We start from the raw sequence: 12,296 nt of genomic DNA on the forward strand, positions 1-12,296 counted from the left end.
GCACTTATCCTTTGGAAATTAGCGACAACAAAATAGTGTAAAGGCTACGGCATTAACTTGAAACTAAAGTAGGCCGTTGTTTAAAGATGCTATATAGCATCTTTGGGGTATTTTGGGGGGATGCCCTGTCTGCACCCCAGGGAAATCGTGTTTAAGATTTCATGATCAACTTATTGTGCTATCCGCATGTCAATGGTATCAAGTCATTAGATTTTTCGCGCAAAGACGCTAAGCCGCAAAGGGAAAATAAGCAAATCACTTTGCGTCTTTGCGTGAAATAAATCTTGTAAACTTTAACCACGATTTCCCTGATTTGTATCCTCAATGCGTTTAAGTTAATGAGTTGACAGGCTGCTCCATCGAAACAAAACATTAGTGGCACTTTTAAATTGAAATTGTTAAATTTGTTCTTATGGAACGGTTAACAATCAATATTCCTGATTCAAAAAGTGCCGAGATCAAGGGCTTTCTAAAAAGCATGGGTGTCCTCGTTGACAAGCCTAAACTACTGGATATGGATGCCTACCGGGTAAAGATCGCTAAGATTGGTGCCTGGTCTGACGATAACCTGAAAGTTTTTGAAGAGAATCGGAAGGCATTCGATAACTTTAGGCCGCAGGAATGGTAATCGATACCTGCATATTTATTGAACATCTGCGGGCAAAAGATAGGACAAAGTCTATTTTAGCCACCCTGCCGACAGATGAGCTCATTTACATTTCAGTCGTAACAATTTTTGAGCTGTATTGCGGTGCGCCAACGCCCGAAAAAAAAACAGGATGTAGCTGCCGTAACCGAAGATCTGGTGGTACTGCCGTTCGACGCCACGGTGGCCACCAAAGCTGGCGAGATTTACCGGGCACTCAAAAAACAGAATAAGCTAATCGGCGTTGCCGACATCATGATCGCAGCGACCTGCCTTACATTTGATCAACCGATCCTGACCTCTAACAAAAAACATTTTAAACTGGTCGACGACCTTAAAGTATTCCGTTAAGCAATTGCTATAGCCAGGTGTTTTTTGCGCTACTAAATGCATAAAATCCAGGCTTCCACTATCCTACCTTCATCAAAAAACTTCCGTTTAATAACGATGGTTTGTTGTATTCAAATGGCTGGCCATCGGGCCTGGTCATTACGGCGCCACTGTAAACGGCAATGGCCTGGCCGGCGGCGGTGTCCCACTCCATGGTGGGGCCATGGCGATAGTAAATATGGGCTTTACCTTCGGCTATCAGGCAAAACTTAATGGAACTGCCAATGGAAATCGCAGCCGAAACAGGGTATCGCGCCAGCAGCTCCGCTTCCTCTGCTGATGCATGCGACCGGCTGCCTACAGATATCCATGCTGTTGCCTTTACATCGGCATAAATTTGAGTTTTCCCGCCTTCGGCTGTTTCCTTCCAGCTGCCAATCCCTTCACCTCCATAATAAAGATCATCTGTTACGGGTACGTAGATAATACCCAAAACCGGGGTATTGTTATGCATAAGCGCAATGTTCACAGTAAACTCGCCGTTGCGTTTAATAAACTCTTTGGTGCCGTCAAGCGGATCAACGCACCAGTAGTATTCCCAATTTTTCCTGGTCTCATAGGGAACATCTTTGCCTTCCTCTGAAATTATGGGTATATCTGGAGTAAGCGCGGTCAAACCTTCGGTGATAATATCATGGGATACCTTATCTGCCAGCGTTAAGGGCGACAAATCATCTTTCAGCGTTACCTCGATATGCGTATTATAAACCGTTAAAATACCGGCGCCGGCTTGCTTAGCCAATAACAATAAGGCGGTAAGTTCGCCTGGTGAGATGATTGAGGTGCTATTTTCCATATAGTTTCACAAAACGTTCGGTTTGGTTTTTAATCAACGCCTTCTTCAATAAAGGCTTTCATATCGGCCTTTGTGTTGATGGTTTTCTTTTCATGATGTTCGTAATGAAAATCTTCCAGCTTTTGTAGCAGGTGCTGCAGCGTCAGTTTCTCGGGAATGCTGAGCTTGCCGGTTATCATTTTGCCGGCATAGCTTGTATCTACAAAAACCTCGTATAATAACTGCTTGCCCTTATCGGTAATGCCCACGTACTTACCGCGTTTATCTTCGGGGTTATCCCATTGCCGGGCCAGGCCTGCAGCTATCAGCCTCCTGATCACTTCTGTGCCCGATGTTTTTTCCTGCAGGTTATAGTTAATCAGCTCGCTTTTTGTTAAATGATCATGCGTAAGCAAAATAGCCAGCCCGGTAAATTCCTCGGCGGTTTGCAGGGGGGTGCCATCCAGCGCTTTTTTAATGTAGAATTTGGCATAACGGCTCATAAATACAAACAACCTGCCTATATTATTATCCAGCTGGTAGGCCACTTCAAGTGCCATTTTTTCGCTGTTACCGAAACGGATATCGCCGTTAACAAAATCGTCGGCAGGGTCGGCTACATGGTTAAGTAAAAAACCGGTAAAATCCTGAATAGAAACTTCATCGCCTTTGTGCTCTTTCTCCATCTCTTCTACAAGGCTTATCAATTGATGAATGAGTTTGTATGATTTCATGATTTTTCTATCTAACGGTTACCGCCATTTGTTGTCAAATTTATAAGTTTTATCTGGTTATGCTATTTCCCGTCTACTGAGCCTATCCGAAAGTATTTAAACGGCACCCATAACATGCCGAAGCATTCCCCTTCTTCTTTCCCAATATGCTTATGGTGCATTTTGTGCGCCCTGCGAATAGCCTTTAAATACCAGTTTTGGGAGTTGCGCAGTACTTTAATGCGCTGATGTATAAATAAATCGTGCACAAAAAAGTAGCAGGCACCATACAGCGTAATACCGGTACCCACAAAGGTAAAAGCCGGCATAGCCCCTAAGGTACCCGCTGCCAGGCAACTGATACCGGGTATAGCGAAGATGAGGAAAAACAGGTCGTTTTTTTCCAGGTAGCCGGGCTGTTCTTTTTTATGATGGTCGCAGTGCCATACCCATAACACGCCATGCATTACATATTTATGGGTAAACCAGGCAACGCCCTCCATAGCAACAAATGTGATTATGATAATTAAAGCGTTCATTATTGCAGGTTAATTGGGGTTATTGGTAATAATTTGCATGCACCTGCTCAAAGCAAATCTTCAGCCATTCCGTATAATCTGCAGGATGTTCTTCCAGCTCCCGGGCAAGGTCGTCAAGGCTGATGTACCGGTAGGCTTCTACCTCATCGGGCGATGGATTGGGCACCGTATTGCTTACGCCAAAAAACACATGGTCATATTCGTTTTCAATAAGGTTTGCCTGCACTTCAGCACGATAGCTGAAGCTAAAAACGTGGTTTAGCGGGCAATCCATACCCATCTCTTCCATTAAGCGGCGATGGGCGGCCTCAAGTGTATCCTCACCTGGCCGCGGGTGGCTGCAGCAGGTGTTTGTCCATTTACCGCCCGAGTGGTATTTATCCGATGCGCGCTGCTGTAATAGCAGCTCGCCATTCAGGTTAAAAACAAATACCGAAAATGCACGGTGCTTTTTACCCTGCAGGTGGGCCTCCATCTTTTCCATGGTACCTATTTCGTTATCATCATCATCAACCAAAATAACGTATTCTTCCATCAGGTTTGTTTTATCAGTAATTTTTTGTTATTTCTTACATTTAACAACGGCATTCACAACACATTTAGTTTGTACCGCACCAGCGAATCAAACATGAGCCAAAATTTATGCCCGTTAGATACACGGATGCGTTGTTCCATCACCCTCCCGGCCGGTACATTGGCTATCTTCCGAAACAACTGCCGGTAGTAAACATAAGCCAGGTAAACACCCTTACGGCACGAACGGGGCAGCTGCCTGATACCATCCAGTGCTTCGCTAAACTCCCTAAGAATGTCTTCCTCGATAGCCTTTTTATCCTCATCAGAAAAGGCCGATAGGTTTACTTCCGGAAAATAAGTCCGGTTCAATTCCTGGTAATCGGCGTTTGCATCTCTTAAAAAATTCACCTTTTGAAAGGCCGATCCTAATTTCATAGCAGGCAGGCGCAGCCGTTCAAACTCAACGGCATTGCCGTTGGTAAACACATGAAGGCACATTAAACCCACTACCTGCGCCGAACCAAAAACGTATTCCTCGTACTTATCGGGGGTATACTGATGCACTGTCAGGTCCATTTCCATGCTCTTTAAAAATTGCCTGATAAGGTCATGGTTGATGTGATATTTATTAACAACCTGCTGAAAAGAATTGAGTACCGGGTTGATGCTGATGCCACGGCTTATAGCGCGGAAACAATCTTCTTTAAGCTCAGCTAACAGCAAGGCTTTGGGGTAATCGTGAAAGCTATCCACAATTTCGTCGGCCAGCCTTACAAAGCCATAAATGGCGTATATGGGGTCCCGAAGCTCTTTTTTTAAAAAATAGATACCCAGCGAAAAACTGGTACTGTATAGCCGGGTGGTTTCCCTGCTGCACGTGGCAGATAATTTATCGAATCTCGCTTTCATTTATTTTTGGTTGAATATTTGATTAATTGTTGGGCCGAAACTTTACCTGATATGATTGATGGTGGTACCCCAGGGCCAGGTACCGTAAGCTGCCCGGCATAAAATAAATTATCTACCCGGCGGTTGCTGATGGATGGCTTAAGGTTTGCCGTTTGCATGAGCGTATTGGCCAACCCATAAGCATTGCCTTTGTACGAGTTATAATCGGCCACAAAATCATTTATACAATAGCTTTGCTTGTAATCAAGGTTTTGCCTTATAGCTACACCGCTAAAACGTTCCAGCCTATCCATAATCAAATTAAAGTATTTTTCTCTCAGGTCATCATTATCTTCAATTCCGGGCGCCAGTGGCATCAGGATAAACAGGTTTTCGTGCCCTGCGGGTGCCACGGTATCATCGGTTTTTGACGGGCAGCAAACATAAAACAACGGTTTTGAGGGCCATTGGGGCTCTTTATATATTTCCTGCGCATGCTGTTTCAAATCGGCGTCAAAAAACAACGTGTGGTGGTCAAGCCTGTTTATTTTGCGGGTTACACCAACGTAAAAAATAAGGCTTGATGGCGCCATTACCCGTTTGTCCCAATAGGTTTCCTGGTAATTTCTGAATTGTGGCTCCAGCAGTTTTTCTTCTACATGATGATAATCCGCCGCAGCAATAACGCCATCATAAGCCTTTGTATCATGGGCAGTAACAATTGCCGAAACCCGGTTGCTGACTACCTTAATTGAAGTAACAGCCGTATTGGTACGAAATTTTACCCCCTGCGCTTTGCAAACTTCCTGCATCCCCTCAATAATTTTACCGAAACCGCCCTTCGGATACCAGGTACCCAGCTGCAGGCCCGCATAATTCATGAGGCTGTATAAAGCCGGGGTATCTTCGGGCATGGCGCCTAAAAACAGTACCGGGAACTCCATGAGCGCTATTAGCCTGGGATTTTTAAAAAACTTCCTGACGTGTTTGCTGAAGGCCGTAAATACCTGTAATTTAAAAACTCCTTTAAACAGGTCCCAATCCAAAAATTCGGTAAGCGACAAACCGGGTTTGTAAACCAGTTTATTCATTCCCGTTTTATATTTATAAGCGGCCTCGGCCAAAAACACTTTTAATTGTGCCGCGCTACCGGTTTCTATCGACTCAAACAGCCGGCATAAAGCATTAAAATCGGCAGGTACCGCCAATACGTCATTTTCACCAAACACCACCGTAAAACCGGGATCTAACTGCTGCAATTCATAAAAATCGGAAGGCTTATAACCAAAATCATCAAAAAACTTTTCAAATACCTCGGGCATCCAGTACCAGCTTGGGCCCATATCAAACAAATAACCGTTATTGGCGGTTAACTGCCGGGCACGGCCGCCTATGGTTGCATTTTTTTCAATCACATCAACCTGGTACCCGGCCTTTGCCAGGTATGCAGCGGCACTTAAACCGGCAAAGCCAGCGCCAATAACAGCGAAATTGGTTTTATTGTTCAAAATCAGCTCAAATGATTGTTTATGTAAATATGGTTTATCAACCCGGATAAACCAACTAATCAGCGAACAAATATAGTACTTAACTGTATCAATAATTAAATTATTGTATAATATAGTACCAAATAGATAAAATTAATTTACAACCCCGTGTTTTAAAATAAATCCCTTTAACTCAAGTTTGCCGGGGCGGCCATTATCAGGTAAGTTAATATTAGCCTTATATTTACAAAACATTATAGCGTTTAACATTCGTTTTAATTGAACGGCGACGAAGTTATATGAAAAAACACCTGCATTTACCGTTTATAATTGCATTACTGCTCCTGGTAATGATAAGAGCCTGGGCAATGCCGGGCCGACGGGAAAATGTTTCTTTTAAGATATTATCCAAATCTGCCAACGCCGCGCCGCAATTGATAATCGGCGAGGTAACCGGGGCTATTTCTGCCTGTGCCGGAACGGCCTCTGCCAATCCGGCTGTTCAGCAATTCACGGTGTCGGCAAGTGGTTTATCTGCCGATGTAGTGGTTACAGCACCCGACAATTTCGAGGTATCGCTTACTGCCGATGGCACTTTTAGCGCAAGTGTTGTGCTTACGCAAACATCCGGCTTAATATCCAGCCAGGTGGTTTACGTACGATCTTCGGCGCAGGCCGCGGTGGGTAATATTTCGGGCGATGTTGCGCTAACCTCGGGCGAAGTAACGCAAACAGCAAGGGTAAGCGGTCATATTAATCCCCTGCCCCTGGTTAACCCCATTCCCGATCAAACCCTGCAAAACGGACAACTTACCACCGGCGTTATTTTCACAGGCACCGCGCGCGCCTTTAGCTGGACAAATGATAATCCCGGCATTGGCCTGGCCGCAAGCGGAAACCAGGATATAACTCCGTTTACTGCTATAAATACGGGAGCCACGCCCGTTACAGCGCATATAACGGTTACCCCGGCGCCTGCAAGCTATGCCTATGCAGCCAACAGCTCGTCGAACTCGGTTTCGCTTATCAATACCATTACCAATAGTGTTGAGCAGGTTATTACCGATGGGATGCCGCCAAACTCCAGCCCACAGCGGCTGCTGTTTAGCCCCGACAAAAGCCTGCTGTATGTAGAAAACGAAGGCTCACATACCATAGCTGTAATTAATACCGTCACCAATAAGGTAGTCACCACATTCCCGGCGGGTTTTGATCCTGTTGGTATGGTTATCAGCCCCGACGGCAGCAAGCTATATGTTACCGATGGCAGCACCAACCAGTTAACCACCATCAACACGGCTAATTACGCCGTTATAAAAACCGTTACCACAGGCGATACCCCGTATGATTTGACCATCAGCGCCGACGGTAAAAAACTGTATATCATCAATGTCGGCTCAAACCTGGTGCAGTTTTATGATATCGCTACCAGTTATTTTGAATATGCCATCATTACCGGCACAACGCCCAACAGTATCGTCATCAGCCCCGATAATAAAACGCTGTACGTAGCCAATTATAACTCGCACGATGTTGCCGTTATAGATATTGCCGCCAGGCGTATCCTGTATAAAATAGACGTTGGCACAGCCGCCAACTGCCTGGCCATAAGCCCGGATGGGGCAAGACTTTACGTATCCCTCATTAACGACAAAAAGGTTACCGTCATCAACACCCTAACCCGCAGCATTGCCGCCATTGTTGATGTAGGCCAAAACCCGGCAGGCATAACCACCAACAGCGATGGCAGCAAGGTTTATGTGGTTAATTCCCTTTCGCCGTATATAGCTGTCATCAACGCGGCTACCAATACCGTTACCCAACAAATCCCCGTTCAATCCGGAGGCAGGTTTATGGCTATTTTAAGCGATAATGAATGCCCCGGTTTACCCGTTCAGTTTTCCATTACCGTAAACCCCTCGGCGGTTCCGGTTGATATCAGCATCCCCAACAGCTTCTCGCCCAACGGCGATGGCAGCAATGATCTGTGGGCCATCACCGGCCTAAGTACCTACCCCAAAAACACGGTAGAAGTATTTAACCGCTACGGCCAGCGCATATTCAGATCAGCCGGCTACAGCACCTCCTGGGACGGTACCTTTAACGGCCACCCCGTTCCGCCGGCCACCTATTACTACATCGTAAACCTGAAGAACGGCAAGAAGGCGCTATCGGGAAGTGTCACGGTGGTAAAGTAGTTGGCAGTTTTGAGTGGGCAGTGGGCAGTGGGCAGTATCGCATGTCGGCGACTCGACTCACCCCGACGACCCCGATAAATATCGGGGCGTCTGCCTCTCTCCGACTGCGTCGCATATAGGGGCGAAAAGGAAAAACAAAATGAGCTCCACCCTCTTTGCGGCTTCAGCCGGAGGGTCGGCCAGCGCAGCGTAGCCGGGGTGAGTCGTAACCGGCGTTCAACCCGAATGTTTGTGTAAAACCCGAACACATCATGAATAGCCGTAAAATTTGGCGAAATTTTACGGCTCAGGGCGACAGGCCTGCGCACCTCGAAAACCCACCCTGTCGTTCTGAGGAACGAAGAATCTATCGTCGGCTATGCAAACTACGATGTGCTAAACGGAATAGTATTACATATTTATTTCAGCCCCATCGGTAATATAATTTCCACGAATTGTATCTTAGGAATATGAATAATAGCCTTCATGACCAATACAAAGATTACACTACAGCCGACCTGCTGAAAATAACGATGCGCCCTGAATCCTATGAGCATGCTGTAGTCATCGAAGCCACAGCAATACTAAAAACCCGGGTGATAACGCAGGCTGATATAGAAGAGGCAGAAGGCGATTTTAGGGAAAACGCGCCTGCAACCCCACAGAAAGGGCCATTGGCAAATATCTTGAAGGTTGGTAGCTATAGCCATGAAACATGGTTGAATATAATACTTGCAATAGCTGTATCCGAGTATATCCATTTGGTATACACCGACTTTAAACTCATCCCGGCTGTGCTTGGTGGTCAAGACTATCCTTATAGACTTGTAAACCTGTTGTCGTATCTGGATCTATTGTTTCTGCCTTTTGTGTATTATATGTTTTATAAACGTATGCGCTGGGGATGGATAACATTATTTGGAGTAAAACTTATCACAATTGTGCCTTCGCTGATATTCTATTTTAACGAATATTGGCCCGTAGAGCATGGCATTCACCTCTTAACCTATTCTTTGTTAAATATTTTCTTAGATATTCCCATCCTTACTTTCCTTTGGAAGCAGGATATTAGTAGTATTTTCAAGGTAAATAGCAGAACAAGGCGGTTAACTGTTTCGGTCATCGTGCTTGTCACCGTGGTATTAATAGGTATCGGCCAATATAATCATGCAAATTACTCGGCTATCAGAACAAGTACAGAAAATCAGACTGAAACCACCGGCAAACAAGCAGACCCAACAACTGCACCCCACCCCAAATTGCTTGCGTTAATTAAAGCCAGGTACAAAAAAGAAGTAGACACCACATACATGGCAACCGGCTTTTATTTTCTTGCAGAAAAAGATAAGGGAATCAAAATGCGCGAAGAGAAATCAGATGAAATTTATGCAATTGCTCCACTCCCATTCGCTTCTGTTAAAAATATAGTACGAATCACATCCGAGAAAGGCCAATACCAGAAGCAAGAGTACACAAACCTGTGTATGACATTTGACGATACGGGGGCGAAAGCCCTTGCCAAAGGTACCGGGAATCCGCTGCATCCTAAAATTGCGGTAGTTATTGCCAACAGACTGTTATATGTTGTTGAAAATAAAACACCAATTAAAACCGGAACTACGTGTGTAATACTCCTCGGCTATTCCAAAAAAGAAATGGAGGAAATGCGTAATTCGATAGATAAAAAAAGATGATAACAGCTAACCATTTTGTGGTTAAAACAGGCTGAACATGCTTTACAATTTCTTGTTTAGGCTGTGGTCGGGGTTCGCTGCCGCAAGTGTCCTCACTTGGGGGCCGCATGCTAAGTACACGGCGCGCCTTTAGGACAACCGACTACATCCTCTCGTCACCTCAATTCTTTCGCCTTGCAAATGGGATACCGATTAAAACACACCAACCAAACAGCAACAATCAAAGCCCTCCCCCGCACGCCCCTTCCCCACCAATAAGCTAACTAACCATCCGCCAATGAACCAGTGAACTAATGAACGTCCCACCAATGAACTAATGAACCAGTGAACTAATGAACCAAAATGGCGTTGCCTCCGGCCCGTGCTGTACGTTCATACTGCACAAGGCATTAAGCGCGAGGCCGGTATCCACTGCCATCACTAACGCGAGCTGCGGGTACTAAAAACCACGTCGTTGCGAGTGAACACCGGCTTGGCTGGAAAAACAGTAATTGACATCATCGGAGCTCTTGTAGAGGCGCATCACATGCGCCTCCCGCCAGACAGGTTCGATTTGCATGCGGGAGACGCATGTGATGCGTCTCTACAAAAAAATGCATTAATAATCAATACGTTATAATCATATCATTATAAAGCAGATGTCACCCTTTCAGGGCTGTCCCACATGTATCGCTTCGCAGCACGGGGCGGTGCCCGGTGCTGACAGATTATGCTCTTTCAGGGCTGGCAATGTTAAATTATGGTCGCGTACGAAAATGTCGCCCATAGCCCAGCCTCGAAATGGCAACATACAATGGCAACAGGCATTCCACACCGATTAAAAACTCACCGACAGCCCAGCCCTGAAAGGGCGACATCCATCTGCGATGGGCATCGCCCATCGATTAAAACACCCCAACGACATAGCCCTGAAAGGGTGACATATTAGCCGCTATGACTATATCAACAAGGGCAAAGGATACAAATATTCACCGCCCTGGTATTATGATACTGGCCAGGATGGTTCGGCTTTCTGCGACATTATAACGGGTAACGAGTTTGTTGGAGAACAACTCTAACAAAGCGCGGGCGGGGGTAGACTACGGACAACTGGGGGTACTAATCGTAATACCCTTTCTTAAACACAATTACCGATTCGCAAACTTCATTCGGAGAGTCATCTCTGTTCGGGGCATACACACCTACGCCCAATTTATAAGATGTAAAGCCTGTATACATAATCTTTAACTCATCGTCCCACTCTGCAATTTGCTCTTCGACCGATGCGTAGGGCAGGTTTAACAGCTCAATCGTAAACAAAATCGGATTTGCGGGCTTCACTATTTCTATTGCCTCACACAGGAAATTTTCTTCATAATTGATAAGAAGCCCTAAACCCACATAAAAATCAATTGGTACTTTGGAAGATTCACTTCTATAAAATTCAGTATAAGGCTCTTTCAGGAGTTTCCTGATTTCATTTCTATGTAGTCCCAAAGGGATATTTCCGAGAGACTCATATGGCGTTATTGTGTAATCCATACTTTATTCTTTGGTTGTTAATGTTTTTGCCTTATTTAACTTATCTGCGTAAGCTTCCGCTTGCTATATGCCGATATCATATTTTGTGTCGAATTTAGCTTTAACATCGCTAATATCTAAGTTCTTAGCACCTTCAAAACAAAGCCCGGCATCACGGCCAGGCTCTGTTTATTCTACAGCTTTATATTATCCAACAAGCACCCTGCCTTGCATGCGTACCACAGGCCTGGAGGCCTGCGGTAGCGTTCAAAAAGCCCTCGCGGTAGCAGCGTGTGAAGTTACTGCCCTTCCTGATGAAGATAGAAAACAGGTCTTTATGGTGGTTGATGCCCTTATCAGGGACTTTAAAGCTAAAAAAGCTTATGCCCATTAAATAACAAAGCCCGGCATCTCCGCCAGGCTCTGTTTATTCTACAGCTTTATACTATCCAACAAGCACCCCTTGCATGTGTACCACAGGCCAGGAGGCCTGCGGTAGCGTTTAAAAAGCCCTCGCGGTAGCGGGGACTACGGACAACTAAGGAATACATTACCCGATACATGCTTCCTTGTAATCCAATACTGAGTTTTGATGCTCAATATCCAGCATTTTTTTTATTTTTCCGTAATATAGTTCTGGTGGTACATCGATCGCATAATAGCGCCCACCCCGCATTCCTTCCCATTGACAGCCTGCCTCCACCAACCTGCTTAACACCTCATTTTCTTTATGTGGATCAAAGAAGATGACTTGTATAGTAGAATGTTTCGATGCTTGTATTAGGCTTTCAAAATACAATTCTCCATTATCATCTTCAACGCTTATTATGTCTTCATATGCCAGATTGGGAGCAAAAAAAGGAATGTTGTCTACTTTATGATTTCCATTATCAAGAAGCTCAGTCCAAATAGTTTCTTCTGCTATTTCCCCAGCAGAATCCTTGTATACTAAAATTACTTTTTTTCTCATC

At 45.1% G+C, this 12,296-nt stretch carries 13 protein-coding genes and 1 pseudogene; 6 read left to right on the forward strand and 8 right to left on the reverse strand.

Annotated features, from left to right (window positions below; translation table 11 throughout):
* Positions 1 to 412: 412 nt before the first annotated feature.
* From AC1RM2_RS00955 to AC1RM2_RS00965, 3 genes and pseudogenes are all read left to right on the forward strand, one after another.
* Entirely contained in the window at positions 413 to 628 is a 216-nt protein-coding gene (locus tag AC1RM2_RS00955) for a hypothetical protein (protein ID WP_492982493.1), read from the forward strand.
* Positions 622 to 699, forward strand: a pseudogene (locus tag AC1RM2_RS00960) (hypothetical protein); the annotation flags it as partial. The gene AC1RM2_RS00955 and the pseudogene AC1RM2_RS00960, both read left to right, overlap by 7 nt.
* Positions 700 to 751: 52 nt before the next feature.
* On the forward strand, positions 752 to 997 hold the full coding sequence (locus tag AC1RM2_RS00965; protein ID WP_492988229.1) for a type II toxin-antitoxin system VapC family toxin: 246 nt from the start codon (positions 752 to 754) through the stop codon (positions 995 to 997).
* Positions 998 to 1,055: 58 nt separating this feature from the next.
* On the opposite strand, the gene cysQ is transcribed toward AC1RM2_RS00965, so the two are convergent.
* From cysQ to crtID, 6 genes are all read right to left on the reverse strand, one after another.
* On the reverse strand, positions 1,056 to 1,832 hold the full coding sequence (cysQ, locus tag AC1RM2_RS00970) for a 3'(2'),5'-bisphosphate nucleotidase CysQ (RefSeq protein WP_492982495.1): 777 nt from the start codon (positions 1,830 to 1,832) through the stop codon (positions 1,056 to 1,058).
* 29 nt (positions 1,833 to 1,861) lie between these two features.
* Positions 1,862 to 2,545, reverse strand: coding sequence for a MarR family winged helix-turn-helix transcriptional regulator (locus AC1RM2_RS00975; RefSeq protein WP_492982497.1), 684 nt, complete (start codon positions 2,543 to 2,545; stop codon positions 1,862 to 1,864).
* Positions 2,546 to 2,607: 62 nt separating this feature from the next.
* On the reverse strand, positions 2,608 to 3,063 hold the full coding sequence (locus AC1RM2_RS00980) for a sterol desaturase family protein (RefSeq protein WP_492982499.1): 456 nt from the start codon (positions 3,061 to 3,063) through the stop codon (positions 2,608 to 2,610).
* A gap of 19 nt (positions 3,064 to 3,082) precedes the next feature.
* The gene (idi, locus tag AC1RM2_RS00985) at positions 3,083 to 3,598 is read right to left on the reverse strand and encodes an isopentenyl-diphosphate Delta-isomerase (RefSeq protein ID WP_492982501.1); all 516 of its coding nucleotides are present in this window, start codon (positions 3,596 to 3,598) and stop codon (positions 3,083 to 3,085) included.
* A gap of 53 nt (positions 3,599 to 3,651) precedes the next feature.
* The gene (locus AC1RM2_RS00990) at positions 3,652 to 4,488 is read right to left on the reverse strand and encodes a phytoene/squalene synthase family protein (RefSeq protein WP_492982503.1); all 837 of its coding nucleotides are present in this window, start codon (positions 4,486 to 4,488) and stop codon (positions 3,652 to 3,654) included.
* Positions 4,485 to 5,975, reverse strand: coding sequence for a bifunctional phytoene desaturase/3,4-desaturase (gene crtID, locus AC1RM2_RS00995; RefSeq protein ID WP_492982505.1), 1,491 nt, complete (start codon positions 5,973 to 5,975; stop codon positions 4,485 to 4,487). Before crtID ends, AC1RM2_RS00990 begins: the two co-directional genes overlap by 4 nt.
* Positions 5,976 to 6,253: 278 nt before the next feature.
* Here crtID and AC1RM2_RS01000 point away from each other — a divergent pair, with 278 nt between their 5' ends.
* Both AC1RM2_RS01000 and AC1RM2_RS01005 read left to right on the forward strand, forming a co-directional pair.
* Complete coding sequence (locus AC1RM2_RS01000) at positions 6,254 to 8,152, forward strand: T9SS type B sorting domain-containing protein (RefSeq protein WP_492982507.1); 1,899 nt, start codon at positions 6,254 to 6,256, stop codon at positions 8,150 to 8,152.
* 449 nt (positions 8,153 to 8,601) lie between these two features.
* Positions 8,602 to 9,825 carry a hypothetical protein gene (locus tag AC1RM2_RS01005; protein WP_492982509.1) on the forward strand — a complete coding sequence of 408 codons (1,224 nt, stop codon included), beginning with the start codon at positions 8,602 to 8,604 and terminating at the stop codon, positions 9,823 to 9,825.
* Positions 9,826 to 10,923: 1,098 nt separating this feature from the next.
* Here AC1RM2_RS01005 and AC1RM2_RS01010 read toward each other — a convergent pair.
* Complete coding sequence (locus tag AC1RM2_RS01010) at positions 10,924 to 11,346, reverse strand: hypothetical protein (RefSeq protein ID WP_492982511.1); 423 nt, start codon at positions 11,344 to 11,346, stop codon at positions 10,924 to 10,926.
* Between the two features lie 67 nt (positions 11,347 to 11,413).
* Between AC1RM2_RS01010 and AC1RM2_RS01015 the strand changes: the two genes are divergently transcribed.
* Complete coding sequence (locus tag AC1RM2_RS01015) at positions 11,414 to 11,719, forward strand: hypothetical protein (RefSeq protein ID WP_492982513.1); 306 nt, start codon at positions 11,414 to 11,416, stop codon at positions 11,717 to 11,719.
* Positions 11,720 to 11,875: 156 nt separating this feature from the next.
* Here AC1RM2_RS01015 and AC1RM2_RS01020 read toward each other — a convergent pair whose 3' ends face one another.
* Positions 11,876 to 12,295 carry a DUF4265 domain-containing protein gene (locus AC1RM2_RS01020; protein ID WP_492982515.1) on the reverse strand — a complete coding sequence of 140 codons (420 nt, stop codon included), beginning with the start codon at positions 12,293 to 12,295 and terminating at the stop codon, positions 11,876 to 11,878.
* Position 12,296: the final 1 nt, after the last annotated feature.

The sequence above is a fragment of the Mucilaginibacter sp. GW822-FHT03E02 genome (genome assembly GCF_058801545.1).